Source organism: Streptomyces sp. NPDC101393, from assembly GCF_044767385.1.
GTDB lineage: Bacteria > Actinomycetota > Actinomycetes > Streptomycetales > Streptomycetaceae > Streptomyces.
Genome location: NZ_JBIWNU010000005.1, coordinates 305,472 through 322,455, shown reverse-complemented (window position 1 = coordinate 322,455; position 16,984 = coordinate 305,472). Strand labels below are relative to the sequence as shown.

Genomic DNA, 16,984 nt, shown 5'->3' with positions numbered 1-16,984 from the left:
GTGTGTCAGAGGACGAACTGTGCGGTGAAGCGGTCAGCGGCGCGCCATATACATGTCGAACGCCTTCTGCAGAAGCTTGTTGAGCGGGAAGTCCCACTCCCCGAGGTACTCCGCTGCCTGCCCACCCGTGCCGACCTTGAACTGGATCAGGCCGAAGAGATGGTCGTTCTCGTCGAGCGAGTCGCTGATGCCGCGGAGGTCGTAGACCGAGGCGCCGAGCGCGTAGGCATCCCGCAGCATCCGCCACTGCATGGCGTTGGAGGGCCGGACCTCGCGCTTGTGGTTGGCGGAAGCGCCGTAGGAGTACCAGACGTGCCCACCGACGATCAGCATCGTGGCGGCCGCGACGTTCTCGCCCTCGTGGCGCGCGAAGTAGAGCCGCATGCGGTTGGGGTCCTCGGAGTTGAGGGACGTCCACATGCGCTGGAAGTAGCTGAGCGGACGCGGCCGGAAGTGGTCGCGCTCCGCGGTGATCTCGTAGAGCCGCTGCCATTCGGCCAGCTCTTCGTAGCTGCCCTGGACGACCTCGACGCCGGCCTTCTCGGCCTTCTTGATGTTGCGGCGCCACAGCTGGTTGAAGCCCTTGTGGACGTCCTCCAGCGAGCGGTTGGCCAGCGGCACCTGGAAGACGTAGCGCGGCTGCACGTCGGCGAAGCCCGCGCCGCCGTCCTCGCCCTGCTGCCAGCCCATTCGGCGCAGCTGGTCGGCCACCTCGAAGGCGCGCGGCTCGATGTGGGTGGCCTCGACGTCGCGCAGGCGCTTGACGTCGGGGTCCTGGATGCCGGCTTTGATCGCCGGGGAGTCCCAGCGGCGAATGATGACCGGCGGGCCCATCTTCACGGTGAACGCGCCCTGCTGCTTGAGGTGGCTGAGCATCGGCTGCAGCCAGTCCTCCAGATTCGGCGCGAACCAGTTGATGACCGGGCCCTCGGGAAGGTAAGCGAGATAGCGCTTCACCTTGGGGACCTGGCGGTAGAGGACCAGGCCGGCGCCGACCAGCTCGCCGGTCTTGTCGAACCAGCCCAGGCTTTCCGCGCGCCATTCGGACTTGACGTCAGCCCAGGCCGGGACCTGCATGTGGCTAGCCGCGGGCAGGCTCTGGATGTATGCCAGATGCTGCTCTCGGCTGATGGTCCTCAGGGTCAGGCTCATGCGGGGCGCTCCTCGGCAGGTGTGTCCCCAGGGTCGGGGCTCCGGCTCTCGCGCCGAAGCCTACTGGGGAGCGCCCCATGAGGGCGTACGGGCGCCGGGCCCGTGCGCGTACGGCCGCTAACCGATCAGGCCTCCGAACAGTCCGCCGTGCGCCATACCGAGGAAGAAGCCCACGGCCGAAGCCCCGAGCCCGATGATCAACAGGAAGCGTTCACCTGTCGTCGAGGAGATGAACTGGCCCCAGGCGCCGGTGCAGATTCCGACCAGTCCCGCCCAGGAACTGATCAGGTGCAGGCTCGGGGAGAACGTCGTGAAGATGGCGATCGCGCCGAGTACGACCGTCACGGCGACGATGGTGTTCTCGACGGGATGGGCCTTGCCGTCGCTGTTGAGAAGCGAGAGCAGACTGCGCTGGGTCCGTACTGCCTGTGCCATGCGGCACCTCCGATGACAGGGCGGCGCACTGTAACGCCGCTCACACCCGTTGTGTTCCAGATTGGGGGGTGCAGCGGTCGGATTTCAACCGGAAGCCCTGAGGCAGGTACTCTGTACGGTCTGCGCCCATGTCTGTCCGGATGATCCGGCCGGGCTCGGTGCGGAACGCATCAAGACCCTCCTGCCACGGAACGACCGTGGCCGCTGAGTCCAAAGGAGGTGGGTTCTACATGCGTCACTACGAGGTGATGGTCATCCTCGACCCCGATCTCGAGGAGCGCGCTGTCTCCCCGCTGATCGAGAACTTCCTCTCCGTCGTCCGTGAGGGCAACGGAAAGGTCGAGAAGGTCGACACTTGGGGCCGTCGTCGTCTCTCGTACGAGATCAACAAGAAGCCCGAGGGCATCTACTCGGTCATCGACCTGCAGGCCGAGCCTGCGGTCGTCAAGGAGCTCGACCGTCAGATGAACCTGAATGAGTCGGTCCTCCGGACCAAGGTCCTCCGTCCCGAGACCCACTGACCGCGTCAAGCGTTCAGCGGTAACCGGGTCCGAGTAGCAGCAACACCAGCAGCCAGCAGCACACCCGCCGAGAGGTTCCCCTAATGGCAGGCGAGACCGTCATCACGGTCGTCGGCAATCTTGTCGACGACCCCGAGCTGCGCTTCACCCCGTCCGGTGCGGCGGTCGCGAAGTTCCGCGTCGCGTCGACTCCCCGCACCTTCGACCGTCAGACCAATGAGTGGAAGGACGGCGAGAGCCTGTTCCTGACCTGCTCGGTGTGGCGTCAGGCGGCGGAGAACGTCGCCGAGTCCCTCACGCGGGGTACCCGCGTGGTCGTGCAGGGCCGCCTCAAGCAGCGGTCGTACGAGGACCGCGAGGGCGTGAAGCGCACGGTCTACGAGCTCGACGTCGAGGAAGTGGGCGCGAGCTTGAAGAACGCCACGGCCAAGATCACCAAGACCACTGGTCGCGGTGGTCAGGGCGGCGGCTTCGGCGGCGGTCAGCAGGGCGGTGGCGGCCAGGGTGGCGGCGGCTGGGGCGGCGGCCCCGGTGGCGGCGGCCAGCAGGGCGGCGGCGGTGCTCCCGCCGACGACCCGTGGGCGACCAACGCTCCTGCCGGCGGTGGCCAGCAGGGTGGCGGCGGTGGCGGTGGCTGGGGTGGCGGAAACTCCGGCGGCGGTTACTCGGACGAGCCGCCTTTCTAGGTCCCACAGCGGCTCGTGTCCGCGCGGTTTCACGTGAAACCGCGCGAGCAACGGCCGGGGCCTTGAGGGCGTCAGCATGAACTTCTTGAACTCACTGGAGAGAGATAATGGCGAAGCCGCCTGCTCGCAAGCCTAAGAAGAAGGTTTGCGTGTTCTGCAAGGAGAAGATCTCCTACGTTGACTACAAGGACACGAACCTGCTGCGGAAGTTCATTTCCGACCGCGGCAAGATCCGTGCCCGCCGAGTCACCGGCAACTGCACTCAGCACCAGCGTGACGTCGCCACGGCCGTGAAGAACAGCCGTGAGATGGCGCTGCTGCCCTACACGTCCACCGCGCGATAAGGGAAGGGTGACCGACAAATGAAGATCATCCTCACCCACGAGGTCTCCGGCCTCGGCACCGCCGGCGACGTCGTTGACGTCAAGGACGGTTACGCCCGTAACTACCTGGTCCCGCGTGGTTTCGCGATCCGTTGGACCAAGGGTGGCGAGAAGGACGTCGAGCAGATCCGTCGGGGTCGCAAGATCCGCGAGATCGCCACGATCGAGCAGGCCACTGAGATCAAGGGCAAGCTCGAGGGCGTCGACGTGAAGCTGGCCGTTCGTGCCGGCGAAGCGGGTCGTCTGTTCGGCTCCGTCACCCCGGCCGACGTCGCCTCGGCGATCAAGGCTGCCGGTGGTCCGGACGTCGACAAGCGCCGTGTCGAGCTCGGTACGCCGATCAAGACGCTGGGCGCGCACCAGGTCTCCGTGCGTCTGCACGCCGAGGTCGTTGCGAAGCTCGGCATCGAGGTCATCGCCGCGTAATCGCAGCTTCGCTGTACACGCCGAAGGGCCGTACCCCGGGAACGGGGTGCGGCCCTTCGCCGTGCTCCGCACACTGAAGGCGGCGCGTTCCCATCGGCTCCGGCGGCCTCAGTCCTTCTCCTGGGCGCGCCGGTAGAGCGTGGCGATGTCGTCGTTGAAGTACGCCGCGTAGGAGATGTCGTCCTCGTCGCCGCCGCCCTCATGGCCGCCGAGGACGCCGATGACCGTGCCCGTCTGGCTCTTGGGGTCGTAGTCGGCGAGCCAGGGGCTGCCGCTCGTGCCGCCTTCAAAATCGGTGCACTGTATCCGCAGCTGGGTGTCGCTGAACTTCGTCGTGCGGTTCCGGCAGGAGATGGGGGTGTCGCGGCTGCTGGGATAGCCGGTGATCTTGACCTCGTCGTCGAAGCCGCGGTCGATGCCGAGGGTGTTGCCGCCCAGCTCGTCCTGGATCTGCTTGCCGTCCTTCTTGTCGAGCACGAGGAAGGCGACATCGAAGTTCTCGTCGTTCGACTTGGCCCAGCGGTCGTCGACGACGACCTTCTTGACCTTCCACCGGCCGGTGGGTCCGTCGCCGTCGCGGTAGTCGGGGGCGAAGACGAGATCGTCCACGGGGGCTCCGGCATCGCTGTCGTAGGCGCAGTGTGCGGCGGTGATGAGCATGTTGCGGCCCTGGCTCTGCACCACGCTCGCCGTGCAGAAGTGCTCGCTGGGATCGCTCTTCTCGAAGACCGCGCCGATCCGGGCGTTCTGCTCGGTGTGACGGGGGGTGTAGGCGCTGCCGTCATCGGCGGGGGCCGTCGCGGCGGGGTCCTGGTCCTGGGGCGGCTGTCCGGCCTCGCCCGACTTGCCGTAACTGCTGTGCCCGGCGTCGTTGGTGTCGGTTTCCTCCGTGCCGTAGCCCACCACTGCTGCTGCCCCGATGACCACCAGGGTCAGGGGCAGTACCGAATTCCTGGCAAGCGCGCGCACCCGGTCATTATCTGCGGGCGCGCGGCGTTACGGGAAGGCTCAGCGCGAGGCCCCGATCACAATCCATGCGCCGGAGCGGGTGCGCAGCCACAGCGTCAGCATGCGGACGGTCATCATCAGGGCCATCGCCCACCACAGGGCGGTGAGCCCGCCGCCCAGAGCGGGGACGGCCAGCGCGACGGGCGCGAACAGGGCCAGCGTGATCACCATGGCCCAGGCGAGATACGGGCCGTCGCCCGCCCCCATCAGGACCCCGTCGAGGATGAAGACGATGCCGGAGACCGGTTGGGTGAGGGCCACGACCAGCAGCGTGGTCATCAGCGGGCCCTTCACGGCGGGGTCGGAGGTGAACAGGGGGATGAACAGCGGGCGGGCGAGTGCGACGAGCACGCCGAGGACCAGGCCGGAGGCGATGCCCCACTGCACCATGCGGCGGCAGGCGGCCCTGGCGCCGTCCCGGTCCCCCGCGCCGAGGTAGCGTCCGATGATTGCCTGGCCGGCGATGGCTATGGCGTCGAGGGCGAAGGCCAGCAGGGACCAGAGGGTCAGCACGATCTGGTGGGCGGCGACGTCGGCGTCACCGAGCCGGGCGGCCACCGCGGTGGCGATCATCAGCACGGCCCGCAGCGACAGGGTGCGGACCAGGAGCGGAACGCCCGCCTGGGCGGAGGCGCGGATTCCCGCGGCGTCGGGCCGTAGTGAGGCGCCGTGCCGTCGGGCTCCGCGGATCACGACGACGAGGTAGACGGCGGCCATGGCGCACTGGGCGAGGACGGTGCCCCAGGCCGAGCCGGCGATGCCGAGGCCGGCGCCGTAGACCAGGGCGACGTTGAGTACGGCGTTGGCGGAGAATCCTCCGATGGCGACGTACAGCGGGGTCCTGGTGTCCTGGAGCCCGCGGAGCACGCCGGTGGCGGCCAGCACGACCAGCATCGCGGGGATGCCGAGCGCGCTGATGCGAAGGTAGGTGGTGGCGTACGGTGCGGCGGTGCCCGATGCGCCGAAGATGTCGACGAGCCAGGGTGCGGTGGGGAGCACGACGGCTATGACGGCCGCGCCGAGGAGCAGGGCGAGCCAGATGCCGTCCATGCCCTGGCGGATGGCGGCGGAGAGGTCGCCTGCGCCGACCCTGCGGGCGACTGCCGCGGTGGTGGCGTAGGCGAGGAAGACGAAGACGGAGACGGCGGTGGTCAGCAGTGCCGCGGCGACGCCCAGGCCGGCGAGCTGGGGTGTGCCGAGGTGGCCGATGACGGCGCTGTCGACCATGACGAAGAGCGGTTCCGCGACGAGCGCGCCGAAGGCCGGCAGGGCGAGTGCGATGATCTCGCGGTCGTGGCGGCGGTCGGTGCGCCGTGGCGTCGCGGGAGCCTGGGTCATGCGCTCAATCTAATCTTCCACAGGTAACAGACGCAACTGCCTTGCAGTCCTTACTTTCCGCTGTGCGGAGTTGCCTTCTCCGCGCCGTTTGTCGCGATCTTGAACAGGTTGGCGAAGTTTTTCTCCCCCACAGCCTATGGATGAGAAAACCCCAGGTCAGAGAGGTGGTGTCGGGCTGATTGTGTGCTTGTCCACAGAAGTTTCCCCCGGCCCGTGCACAGGATCCGGGGGGTTCTCCACAGCTGGAGGCCCGTCATCCACACGGCCTGTGGATAACCAGATTGGCGGACGGTCCCGGCGGGCCTAACGTGGTCCGGCACCCGCCGCCTGTTCCGACCTGAGAAAACGTCCGAACTCGACGCGCCGTAACCGGAGTCGGGCGTATCGATTGTCAGAGCTGTGCCGTAAGAAAGAAGAGCACAGCAAGGTCCGCGTCGCGGACGGGAGGAGGTGCCGGGGTGAGCATGCCCGAGCCCATGGAGGACCCCTGGGTGGACTCCGGTCCGAGCGACCGGCTGCCGGCCGCCCGCTCCCCCCGCCGGGGCGACGGAAAGGGCCGGGGCCGCGGCGGCGACCGCCAGGACCGCGGCGAGGACGACGGATCGGGCGGCTCCTGGGGCGGCGCCTTCGAGCGCGTGCCCCCGCAGGACCTGGATGCCGAGCAATCGGTGCTCGGCGGCATGCTGCTGTCCAAGGACGCCATCGCGGACGTCGTCGAGGTGCTCAAGGGCGACGATTTCTACCGGCCCGCCCATGAGCTGGTCTATCAGGCGATCCTCGACCTCTACGCCAAGGGCGAGCCGGCCGACCCGATCACCATCGCGGCGGAGCTGACCAAGCGGGGCGAGATCGCGCGGGTCGGCGGCGCGTCGTATCTGCACACCCTCGTCCAGTCCGTCCCCACGGCTGCGAACGCCGAGTACTACGCCGAGATCGTCCACGAACGCGCCGTGCTGCGCCGCCTCGTCGAGGCCGGCACCCGGATCACGCAGATGGGATACGCCGCCGACGGCGATGTCGACGAGATCGTCAACAGCGCCCAGGCGGAGATCTACGCCGTCACCGAGCAGCGGACCAGCGAGGACTATCTGCCGCTCGGCGACATCATGGAAGGCGCCCTCGACGAGATCGAGGCCATCGGCTCACGCCAGGGCCAGATGACCGGCGTGCCCACCGGCTTCACCGACCTCGACTCCCTGACGAACGGCCTGCACCCGGGCCAGATGATCGTCATCGCGGCACGTCCCGCCATGGGTAAGTCCACCCTCGCACTGGACTTCGCCCGCGCCTGTTCGATCAAGAGCAACCTCCCCAGCGTGATCTTCTCCCTCGAAATGGGACGCAACGAGATCGCCATGCGTCTGCTGTCCGCCGAGGCCCGGGTCGCCCTGCACCACATGCGTTCCGGGAGCATGACGGACGAGGACTGGACCAGGCTGGCCCGCCGGATGCCGGACGTCTCCGCCGCCCCCCTCTTCATCGACGATTCGCCGAACCTCTCGATGATGGAGATCCGCGCGAAGTGCCGCCGCCTCAAGCAGCGCAACGAGTTGAAGCTGGTGGTCATCGACTACCTCCAGCTGATGCAGTCCGGCGGTTCGAAGCGCGCCGAGAGCCGCCAGCAGGAGGTCTCGGACATGTCCCGAAACCTCAAGCTGCTGGCGAAGGAGCTGGAGCTCCCGGTCATCGCGCTGTCCCAGCTGAACCGTGGCCCCGAGCAGCGTACGGACAAGAAGCCGATGGTCTCCGACCTGCGTGAATCCGGTTCGATCGAGCAGGACGCCGACATGGTGATCCTGCTGCACCGCGAGGACGCCTACGAGAAGGAGTCCCCGCGCGCGGGCGAGGCGGACCTGATCGTGGCGAAGCACCGTAACGGCCCGACGGCGACGATCACCGTGGCGTTCCAGGGCCACTACTCACGCTTCGTGGACATGGCGCAGACCTGAGTGGGCGGGTGTGGGGTCTCAGATTTCATGTCGGAATCTCAGGGCTGATGTCGGGTCAGAGTCCGATACGCCACGGCATGGAGACTCACAGCTCGGAGCGTTCACTCTTCCGGTTGGTGTGAGGGGTGACCTTTCCACGGGAGCGCGGTGTTCAGGCTCTCGGCGTAGGTGCCGTGGCCGTCGCCCACCATCCGACCATCGCTGTCACCGAGCAGCACGAAGGCGGCCCCTCCACCCCCGTTCAAGGGGGGAGGGGCCGCCTTCGTCCGTCACGTCGACGGAACTCCGGTGCGGGTGCGGCGTCCGGTCTCCGACGTGCGCGCGGCCGAGGAGACCGTGGCCTCGGTGGAGAGGGCCGGAGGTGACCCGCCCCGTGACTCAGCCCCGGTAGAAGACAAACATGGTGCCCGGGTCCTGGGGGTCGCGTTCGCAGTGGACGATGGTGACGTGGTGGCCCGCTCCCATGTCCATCTCCCGCTGGGTCGCCTTCGTGAAGCAGTCCGTCGCGGGGTCGCCCTGCGTTTCAACATAGGGGAGGTCGGCGGCCTGGGCGGCTCCGATGCCGATGCCGGAGAAGGCCAGGATGCTGGCGGCGGCGACTGCTGCGCGCTTGAACTTGCGCATGTTTCTCTCCTTTACGTGCCTACGTGAAGTGGTGCGTGCGCCTCTGCGGCGCACAGGCCCGCTCCTCGCGGAGCGCGGCTGGTGAACCCGCCCCGCGGTCGGCCGGAGTCGTGTCCGGCCGCGGCGAAGCGCCGCGTCGCGCTCCAAGATCTTTTCGGACACCTGAACCCCACCACACGTTCGAAAGACGCTTCAAGGGCTCAAGATCCTTTGTTACGGGGCTATCACAAGCTGGCTGGAGCCCTTGCTTTGCCCGACCCCTCCCACTGGCACGACCCCGCCCCCCACTGAGGAACAGACACGTCCCTGAGACAGCACCTCAGCGACACGACCTGAGACAACCAGAAGAACCGCAGGTCACGGCGCTGCCATCTGACAGCGAAGCTGAGACCCACACCGGCGGGCCATAGCGGCCGGCCCTTGTGCGGCCCGGATCGGGCCGCGGATGCTGTGCGGCGGAGGCCGTCAGGACGTCGGAGCGGTGAACTCGACGGCCACGTCGTAGAGCGACGGATTCACCGTGATCGGTGCCTCATGGCCCTCGCGTGCGGCGCGGGTGCGTGCGGTGAATTCGGGGTCCGCCGTGGCCGCTTCCCATGCCTCCTGGCTCTCCCAGTGGGCCACATTGACGAGCTGGAACCGGTCGTCCGAGGACCGTGCGCGGTGCAGCCGGGTGTCGATGAAGCCGGGCTTGGTGCTCATGAGGGCGGCGCGTTCCTGCCACTGGGCCATGAACGCCTCGACGCGGTCGGCGGCGATCTCGAAGACGTTGATGAAGGTGACGGACGAGTCCGAGGCGGTCACCGACTGGCTTTCTTTGGTCATGAGTTGGACCCTACCGACGCCGGTGACGAGGGCCGGTGACGAGGTTCGGCGGTCTGCGGAAGGGGGGCGGCGGGCGCCCCCCTCACGCGTCTACGGGGCCGCCGTCAGGACGATCTTGCCTGTGGTGCGGCCGGTTTCGCCCAGCGTGTGGGCCTTGGCGGCCTCCTCCAGCGGGATCACCGCATCGACGGCAGCCCGGAGCCGGCCGCTGTCCATCAGGTCGGCGATGGCACGCAGACCGGCCCGGTCGGGCTCGACGAGCAGGAACTGCGCGCGCACCCCGGCCGCCTCGGCCCGCGGGGTGGGGACGGAGTCGTCCGGCGGCAGGATGGAGACGAGGGTGCCGCCGGGGCGCAGCGTGCGCAGTGACCGTGCCCAGTAGTCGCCCCCGATGGTGTTGAGGACGACATCGACGTCCTGCACCGTTTCCGCGAAGTCCTGCTGCGTGTAGTCGACGAGCTCGTCGGCGCCCAGGTCGCGCAGGAACGCGTGCTTGGGCTCGCTGGCGGTGCCGATGACGTACGCGCCAAGGGATTTGGCGATCTGTACGGCCAGATGTCCGACGCCGCCGGCCGCCGCGTGGATCAGCACCCGCTGGCCCGGCTGTACGTCGGCGGTGTCGACGAGCGCCTGCCGGGCGGTCAGTGCCGCGAGCGGGACGGCTGCGCCCTGGATGTGGTCCAGGCTCGCGGGCAGGTGGGCGAAGTGGCGGGCCGGGCCGGTGACGTATTCGGCGTAGGCACCGGCGGGGTGGGGGAAACGGGGCATGCCGAAGACCCGGTCACCGGGCGCGAAGAGGGTGACGCCGAGGCCGGTCGCCTCGACCACGCCGGAAACGTCGAAGCCCAGGGTGAACGGCGGCTCGGCTCCGGTCATGAACGCGCCGTTGGTGCGGGTCTTCCAGTCGGTCGGGTTGACGCCTGCGGCATGCACCCGGACCAGGATCTCCGTCGGTCCCGGCACCGGCCGGTCGGTCGTGATCACCTTGAGGACTTCCGGGCCACCGGCGGCGTCCTGGCTGATGGCGCGCATCTGCGGGACGGCCGGGGCGGCGGGGGCGCCCGGGGTGGTGGTGGCGTCGTCGGACATGACATCTCCTTGGTACGGCTGTGCGTCGGTGGAATGCGGCGGTACGGCTGTGCGCAGGGGAAATGCGCGGCGCGTTCCGGCGTATGGCCATGTTTTCGCCTCCTGCGGCCGGACAGTCGTGTCCAGATGGCCACCGTTCGAAAGAATCAGGCCAGGAAGGGGGGCAGGCCAGGAAGAAGGGCCGGGTCGGGCAGCTCGGACAGGTGGGGAAGCCCGTGAGCGGGTGGCCAGGTGCAGGGCCGGGCCCTTCCGGCGGGCGTGCGGGGTGAGCGGGCAACCCGGCGTCGTGCCCGGTCGGGCAGAATCGAGGCATGCATCGTGTTGGCGTGCTGGCCCTCGACGGCGTGATCCCTTTCGAGTTGGGGATCCCGGCGCGGATCTTCGGCGCCGCGTTCAGCGACACGGGAGAGCCGCTCTACTCCGTCACCACCTGCAGCCTGGACGGCCGCCAGGTACGGGCCGAGGCCGACTACGACATCGCCGTCACCGCGGATGCCTCGGTCCTCGCGAGCATGGACACCGTGGTCATTCCGCCCTCGCATGCGCTGGGCGCGATCCGCACGGAAGGGCGGCTCCCCGACGAGCTGCGGGCGGCGCTGTCCCGTATCCGGCCCGGCACACGCATGGTGGCCATTTGCAACGGCGCCTTCGTCCTGGCCGCCGCAGGCCTGCTCGATCGCCGCCCGGTCACCACGCACTGGCAGGAGGCCGACCATCTGCAGCGGCTGTTCACCACGGCCCGCGTCGACCCGAACGTCCTGTTCGTCGATGACGGCGATGTGCTGACCTCGGCAGGCGCGGCCGCCGGAGTGGACCTCTGCGTCCATATCGTGCGCCGTGACCACGGCAGTGCCGTCGCGAACGAGGTGGCCCGATCGTGTGTGGTGCCGCCGTGGCGAGACGGCGGCCAGGCGCAGTTCATCCAGCAGCCGGTTCCGGCGCCGGCGGCCGGCGGCACCGCTGCCACCCGGGCGTGGGCCCTGGAGCGTCTCGGCGAGCCGTTGACACTGGCCTCGCTCGCCCACCACGCCAGCGTCAGCGTGCGCACTCTCAGCCGGCGCTTCCGCGACGAGGTCGGGATGAGCCCGGGGCAGTGGCTGGCCGGACAGCGCATCGAACGCGCCCGCCATCTGCTGGAGACCACTGACTGGTCCATCGACCTCGTCGCCCACCATGCAGGGTTCGGCACCGGCACATCCCTGCGCCAGCACCTCCACAGCGTCCTGGGGGTGTCGCCGCTGGCGTACCGGAGGACGTTCCGCAGCGCTGCTCTGACTGCGTGAGCATCCGGCGCACGGGTGCCGGGGGCGGACGCCGGAGCGGGCCGGCGGGTGGTGTCGCTGATGCGCAGCAGGATGGCGACCAGCGCCCAGTGGGTGATCACGCGCGCAGACGGTCGGCTGCGTCCGGATGGCTCTGGCGTCCGGGGCGGTGACCGGGAGAGGCTGAGCCGCGGTGGGCAGCCGCCTGCCGTAGAGCTGGATCGGCCGCTGAGGAGCACGATGACCATCGCACCGCCCGCGGAGTCGCAGGAACCCGAACCGGCCGGGCAGGCCGGGCCGGAACGCACGGTGGGATCTGCGCCCGATGCTCCCGGCGCCCCCGGCGCGTACGGAGAACTGCTGCCGCAGACCCGCCGGGAGCTGCTCCGCAGGCTGGCGGTCGGGCAGGCCGACGGGCGGGCACCTTCGATGATGGGGGCGGTCGTCCGCGGCGGGCGCGCGGTGTGGACCGGCGCCCGGACGTCGGTGCCGGGGGAGGCGCCGCACGGCGATGTGCAGTACCGGATCGGTTCGCTCACCAAGACCTTCGTGGCGGTGATGGTGATGAGGCTGCGCGACGAAGGGCTGCTGCGCCTGTCGGATCCCGTCGGTACGCACCTGGACGGGACTCCGGTACCGGACGCGACGATCGCCCAACTGCTCTCGCACAGCTCGGGGTTGGCGGCGGAGGCGCGTGGCCCCTGGTGGGAGCGGACGGCGGGTGAGCTGCGTCCCGAGCGGGCCGACCTCTTCGGGGACCGGCCGCAGCGCCTCCCGGCCGGTCGGCGGCACCACTACTCCAACCCCGGCTACGCGCTGCTGGGCGCGCTCGTCGAACGGCTTCGGGACGGCAAGGCCTGGGGCGACGTGCTGCGGCGCGAGGTGCTGGAGCCACTGGGCATGGGGCGTACGGCGTTGCGGCCGGAGATGCCGTACGCGGGGGGCTGGGCGGTACACCCGTGGGCCGACGCGCTGTTGCCGGAACCGGCGCAGGACACCGGGCTGATGGGCCCGGCGGGGCAGCTGTGGTCCACGTTGGATGACCTGTGCCGCTGGGCGGCGTTCCTGCTGCGAGGCGACGACCGGGTGCTGAGCGGGGCGAGCGTGGCCGAGATGCGGAACCCCGCGGTGGCCCCGGAGCACGATTCCTGGGATGCGGGCTACGGCCTGGGCGTGCAGCTCGCACGCAGCAGCGGCGGGGGGACGAGCGGTGGCGGCGCGGCCGGGGGCGGGCGGCAGCTGGCCGGGCACACGGGGTCGATGCCCGGGTTCCTGGCGGCTCTGTGGGTCGATGCCAAGGAGGACGTCGCCGGTATCGCGCTGGCTAACTGCACCTCGGGACCGGCGATCAGCTCGGTGGCCGCCGACCTGCTGGAGATCGTGGCCGTCCATGAGCCACGGATTCCGGAGCCGTGGCGCCCGTTGTCCGGACCGCTCGACCAGGAGCTGCTGGCGCTGACCGGGCCCTGGTATTGGGGCGCGCATCCGTTCGCCGTGCGGCTGAAGGCCGAGCGCGCGCTGGAGTTGGCGCCGTTGACCGGGACCGGCCGGGCCTCGCGCTTCCGGGCGGAGCCGGACGGCACCTGGACCGGTCTCGACGGCTACTACGTGGGGGAGACGCTGCGGGTGGTGCGCACCGACGACGGTGCGGTCAGCCACCTGGATCTCGGGACCTTCATCTTCACCCGCGGCCCGTACGAGCCCGCGGGGCCGGTACCGGGCGGAGTGGACGTGGACGGCTGGCGCGTCTGAGCGGGCTGCGGCCCATGCCTGGGTGACGGACGGACCGGTCCCGTCCAGGGCAGGCGCGGGCGCCGGAGTGCCGTGTGCCAGGCGCGACCAGGAGCGTGGGTGCGGCTCCGGGTGGGGCGGGCCCGTACGGCGGGGGCGTTGTGGGCGGACGTACAGTCGAGCCAGATGTCAGGAGCCGCCTCAGCGTGCGGCTCGCAACCGCTGGAAGGCCATTGTGACTGCCGTGACTGCGAACTCCGATGCACCGGTTCTGCTCGACCTGCCGCCGCTCGACGCAGCCCACTTCGCACGGATCGAGGACAAGGTCGCCGCGCTGATGCGCACCCGCAGCGATGTCGTCGCGATGCAGGGTGAGGCGCTGCTGCCGCTGGAGGCCTGCATCCGCTCGGCCGTCCGGCCCGGGAGCACCGCGCTCAACATCATCACCGGCCCGTACGGCGAGACGTTCGGCGGCTGGCTGCGGTCCTGCGGTGCCGAGGTCGTCACGATCAGCGCACCCTTCACGGGCGCGGTCGAGCCGCAGCAGGTCGCCGAAGCGCTGCGCGCACGCCCCGAGATCGACTTTGTGAGCCTGGTGCATGCCGAGGCGGCCACCGGCAACACCAACCCGGTCGCCGAGATCGGCGCGGTGGTGCGGGAACGCGGAGCCCTGCTGATGCTCGACGCGGTCGCCTCGGTGGGCGCGGAGCCGTTGCTCACCGACGAGTGGGGCGTGGACCTCTGCGTGATCGGCGGACAGAAGGCGCTGGCCGGCCCGGCCGGGGTCTCCGTCGCCTCGGTCAGCGCCCGCGCCTGGGAGCGCATTGCCGCCAATGAGCAGGCGCCGCGACGCTCGTACCTCTCCTTGCTGGACTGGAAGGAGCGCTGGATCGACGGTGGCCGTGCCGCGCTGCCGCACGCTCCCGCACAGCTGGAGATGCTCGCTCTGGAGCAGGCCGTGGACCGTATCGAGGCCGAGGGACTGGACGCCGCCATCGCCCGGCACCGTGCGGCCGCGGCGGCGATCCGCGCCGGTGTGCAGGTGCTCGGCGGGCCGGTGCCGTACGTGATCCGGGACGAGGACGCGGCGCCGGCCGCCACGACGCTTCGCGCACCCGCGAGCCTGGACGCCCGTGAGGTGGTGTCCGCCGCGCTCTCCGCCGACGGGTCCGTGCCCGTACAGGCGGGCGGGGGCGCGCTGGCCAAGGAAATGATCCGGGTGAACCACTACGGCCGTGCCGCGGACCGGGGCGTGGTGCTGGCCTCGCTGGCGGCGCTGGCAGCGGGGCTGCGGGCGTTGGGTGCGGCCGTGGACGAGGAAGCGGCGGCCGGAGCGGCCGGCCGGGCGTGGGATGAGGTCATCGCCGCGCACTGAGGTAGCCGCCGCGCCTGGCGGCGCTGGCGCAGCAGGGCCCGGGTGGGGTCGCGTTTCACGTGAAACGCGACCCCACCCTTTTGCGTGTGTCGTGGTCGACGAACGGGCGGTTCCTGCTCTCCTTCGTCCTCGCCCCGCGAGCTTGGCGGTGGCTCCCGGCCCGATTTCCCGCCGTTCACGGACAGCCCAACTCCCCTGGCCCGTACGCGAGTTGAGTGGCATCGTGAGTATGGCGGGCCGGGGGAACGCGACCCGGTGCGAGGTAACTGTGACGTCCTGCCAGGGCTGCTCCGCAGCGACAGCATCCTCCGATCACCGCCTCCTCCGATGACCGGGTGCGGCGCTTCGGTGCGGCGGTCCGCTGCGACGGGACGGTTGCGACGGACCGTCTGTGCGCGCCCGCGTGGAAGCCCCCGTGTGCGCGGCGGGCTGCGAGCGGTGAGGCAAGGCGGCGAGGCGAGGGCGGCGGCGGCCGGTCCGCGTTCGTTCCTCGTCCGGCGTGGGGTCGGCGGCCACTTTTTGCCCTCCGATAGAATCGGAATGGCCGACCCGCTTAAATTCTGGATGCGCTCCGCGGTGGAGCCGATCGGTTTCAGGAGGCGTGCACCATGGTCGACAGGGGGCTGGCGCCCTCGCGCGCGGACGCCCGGCGCAATCGCGCGCTGGTGCTGCAAGCGGCCCGATCCGCCTTCGAGGAGCGGGGGTTGGCGGCTCCGCTCGGCGAGATCGCGCGTCGCGCCGGAGTGGGTGCGGGGACCGTGTACCGCCATTTCCCGTCCAAGGAAGCCCTGTTCAGGGCATCGGTCGCGGACCGGATGCGGCTTTTCGCCGATACGGCAACGGACTTGGCCGATGCCGAGGACCCGGGCGGGGTGTTCTTTCGCTTCCTGACGTCGGTGGTGCGGCTGTCCGCACGTAACAAGGCGTTGTGCGACGCATTGGCAGCAGCTGGTGAGGCCGGCGAGTCCCGTGCGGCGGAGGCGGGCCGGGTCGGCGCAACCGGTGCGCCATCCGGAGGGAAGAGGGGCGCCGAGAGGTCGGGCAAGGGGACCGAAGAGGCCCTGGGGCGGGCACGTGCTGTCGTGCCGCCGAGGCCGGAGGAGGACTTCCTGGCGGCGCTGCACGTGTTGTTGGTGCGGGCCCAAGAGGCAGGCGCCGTACGGGAAGACGTCGAGCTGGGGGACGTCCATGCGCTGCTGGTCGGGTGCATGTCGATGGAGCGGCAGCGCTCGGGCTCGGGCAGCTCGGCGACGGCTCCGGGCCGGATGACGGCCCTGATGTGCGACGGGCTGCGGGCGGACCGCGCGGTGAGCCGCACCCCCACGGCACCCGTGACGAAACTGGCGCCCAGAGGTGCCGAAAACCGTAACGAAACAGGGTGCGCGGTGTGCGGACGCCCGGTCGCCGCCGCGCGAACCGGCCGCCCCGCGCGGTACTGCGGCGGCGCCTGCCGGCAGAAGGCCCACAGGGCACGGACACAGGCGCGGCGACGCCCCACGGACACGGCACGGGAATGAAGCAGGCCACGGCGGCGGGCAGGGACACCTGGACCGGGCGCGACCCGAACCCGCGCGCAGCAGGTGCGGAGTGCCGGGCGCATAAGAAAGGGCGGGCCCGTGACCGGACGCGCCGTCCCGCTCAGAGCTGCAGCTTGAACCCCAGGTGGGAGGCCTCGAAGCCCAGCCGCTCGTAGAAACGGTGCGCGTCGATGCGGGTCGCGTCCGTGGTGAGCTGCACCAACTGGCAGCCCAGCGTGCGGGATGTGGCGACGGCCCATTCGATCAGCTGGGTGCCGAGGCCGCTGCCGCGCTCGTCGGCATGGATACGGACGCTCTCGATGATCGAGCGGGTGGCGCCGCGCCGCGAGAGCCCGGGAACGACCGTGAGCTGGAGGGTGCCGACCGTACGACCCTCGCGGACCGCGACGATCAGGTGCTGCTGAGGGTCGGCGGCCAGCATCTCGTACGCCGCGCGGTACGGGGTCAGATCGTCCGGCGACTCGCGGGTGGCGCCCAGCGCGTCGTCGGCCAGCATCGCGACGATCTCGGGCAGGTCGGCTTCGGTCGCGCGGCGTATCTCGATATCGCTCATGGCGCGACCCTATGTCGCGCCCATATGACGCCGTACGGGCCCACGCCGTGGCGCCGAACGGCGGCCGAACCGGGCCCCCTAAGCGGCTC

General features: G+C 70.1%; 17 protein-coding genes. 9 read left to right on the top strand and 8 right to left on the bottom strand.

Features of this window, described 5'->3' with window-relative positions; genetic code table 11:
• Positions 1-33: 33 nt before the first annotated feature.
• Positions 34-1,152 (bottom strand): lipid II:glycine glycyltransferase FemX, encoded by a 1,119-nt coding sequence (locus ACIRQ7_RS18350; RefSeq protein WP_401464406.1) that lies wholly within the window; start codon positions 1,150-1,152, stop codon positions 34-36.
• Between the two features lie 117 nt (positions 1,153-1,269).
• Positions 1,270-1,587 (bottom strand): hypothetical protein, encoded by a 318-nt coding sequence (locus ACIRQ7_RS18345; RefSeq protein ID WP_401464408.1) that lies wholly within the window; start codon positions 1,585-1,587, stop codon positions 1,270-1,272.
• 230 nt (positions 1,588-1,817) lie between these two features.
• On the opposite strand from ACIRQ7_RS18345, the gene rpsF reads away from it, so the two are divergent.
• The 4 genes from rpsF (at position 1,818) to rplI (ending at position 3,603) form a co-directional block, all read left to right on the top strand.
• Positions 1,818-2,108, top strand: a complete 291-nt coding sequence (gene rpsF / locus ACIRQ7_RS18340) for a 30S ribosomal protein S6 (protein ID WP_003978891.1) — start codon at positions 1,818-1,820, stop codon at positions 2,106-2,108.
• Between the two features lie 83 nt (positions 2,109-2,191).
• Complete coding sequence (locus ACIRQ7_RS18335; protein ID WP_401464414.1) at positions 2,192-2,794, top strand: single-stranded DNA-binding protein; 603 nt, start codon at positions 2,192-2,194, stop codon at positions 2,792-2,794.
• A 107-nt stretch (positions 2,795-2,901) separates the two neighbouring features.
• Positions 2,902-3,138: a 30S ribosomal protein S18 gene (rpsR, locus tag ACIRQ7_RS18330; protein ID WP_003978893.1), complete on the top strand. Its 237-nt coding sequence runs from the start codon at positions 2,902-2,904 to the stop codon at positions 3,136-3,138.
• An 18-nt stretch (positions 3,139-3,156) separates the two neighbouring features.
• Positions 3,157-3,603, top strand: coding sequence for a 50S ribosomal protein L9 (rplI, locus tag ACIRQ7_RS18325; protein ID WP_404263543.1), 447 nt, complete (start codon positions 3,157-3,159; stop codon positions 3,601-3,603).
• 108 nt (positions 3,604-3,711) lie between these two features.
• Here rplI and ACIRQ7_RS18320 read toward each other — a convergent pair whose 3' ends face one another.
• Together ACIRQ7_RS18320 and ACIRQ7_RS18315 are read right to left on the bottom strand one after the other, a co-directional pair.
• Positions 3,712-4,572, bottom strand: coding sequence for a trypsin-like serine peptidase (locus ACIRQ7_RS18320; protein ID WP_404263541.1), 861 nt, complete (start codon positions 4,570-4,572; stop codon positions 3,712-3,714).
• 39 nt (positions 4,573-4,611) lie between these two features.
• A complete protein-coding gene (locus ACIRQ7_RS18315) occupies positions 4,612-5,949 on the bottom strand; it encodes an MATE family efflux transporter (protein ID WP_404263539.1) in 1,338 nt (445 codons plus the stop codon).
• A gap of 464 nt (positions 5,950-6,413) precedes the next feature.
• On the opposite strand from ACIRQ7_RS18315, the gene dnaB reads away from it, so the two are divergent.
• Positions 6,414-7,898 (top strand): replicative DNA helicase, encoded by a 1,485-nt coding sequence (dnaB, locus tag ACIRQ7_RS18310; RefSeq protein WP_404263537.1) that lies wholly within the window; start codon positions 6,414-6,416, stop codon positions 7,896-7,898.
• Between the two features lie 378 nt (positions 7,899-8,276).
• On the opposite strand, the gene ACIRQ7_RS18305 is transcribed toward dnaB, so the two are convergent.
• From ACIRQ7_RS18305 to ACIRQ7_RS18295, 3 genes are all read right to left on the bottom strand, one after another.
• Positions 8,277-8,522: a hypothetical protein gene (locus ACIRQ7_RS18305; RefSeq protein ID WP_404263536.1), complete on the bottom strand. Its 246-nt coding sequence runs from the start codon at positions 8,520-8,522 to the stop codon at positions 8,277-8,279.
• Between the two features lie 465 nt (positions 8,523-8,987).
• The gene (locus tag ACIRQ7_RS18300; protein WP_404263534.1) at positions 8,988-9,347 is read right to left on the bottom strand and encodes an antibiotic biosynthesis monooxygenase family protein; all 360 of its coding nucleotides are present in this window, start codon (positions 9,345-9,347) and stop codon (positions 8,988-8,990) included.
• A gap of 90 nt (positions 9,348-9,437) precedes the next feature.
• Positions 9,438-10,436 carry an NADP-dependent oxidoreductase gene (locus ACIRQ7_RS18295; protein ID WP_404263533.1) on the bottom strand — a complete coding sequence of 333 codons (999 nt, stop codon included), beginning with the start codon at positions 10,434-10,436 and terminating at the stop codon, positions 9,438-9,440.
• 311 nt (positions 10,437-10,747) lie between these two features.
• Between ACIRQ7_RS18295 and ACIRQ7_RS18290 the strand changes: the two genes are divergently transcribed.
• The 4 genes from ACIRQ7_RS18290 to ACIRQ7_RS18275 all read left to right on the top strand — a co-directional run bounded on the left by ACIRQ7_RS18290 (position 10,748) and on the right by ACIRQ7_RS18275 (position 16,321).
• A complete protein-coding gene (locus tag ACIRQ7_RS18290; protein ID WP_401464433.1) occupies positions 10,748-11,719 on the top strand; it encodes a GlxA family transcriptional regulator in 972 nt (323 codons plus the stop codon).
• A 219-nt stretch (positions 11,720-11,938) separates the two neighbouring features.
• Positions 11,939-13,450: a serine hydrolase domain-containing protein gene (locus tag ACIRQ7_RS18285; RefSeq protein WP_404263532.1), complete on the top strand. Its 1,512-nt coding sequence runs from the start codon at positions 11,939-11,941 to the stop codon at positions 13,448-13,450.
• Between the two features lie 214 nt (positions 13,451-13,664).
• The gene (locus ACIRQ7_RS18280) at positions 13,665-14,804 is read left to right on the top strand and encodes a pyridoxal-phosphate-dependent aminotransferase family protein (RefSeq protein ID WP_404263530.1); all 1,140 of its coding nucleotides are present in this window, start codon (positions 13,665-13,667) and stop codon (positions 14,802-14,804) included.
• Positions 14,805-15,412: 608 nt separating this feature from the next.
• Positions 15,413-16,321 (top strand): TetR/AcrR family transcriptional regulator, encoded by a 909-nt coding sequence (locus ACIRQ7_RS18275; protein ID WP_404263529.1) that lies wholly within the window; start codon positions 15,413-15,415, stop codon positions 16,319-16,321.
• A gap of 121 nt (positions 16,322-16,442) precedes the next feature.
• Here ACIRQ7_RS18275 and ACIRQ7_RS18270 read toward each other — a convergent pair whose 3' ends face one another.
• A complete protein-coding gene (locus ACIRQ7_RS18270; RefSeq protein WP_404263528.1) occupies positions 16,443-16,895 on the bottom strand; it encodes a GNAT family N-acetyltransferase in 453 nt (150 codons plus the stop codon).
• Positions 16,896-16,984 lie beyond the last annotated feature (89 nt).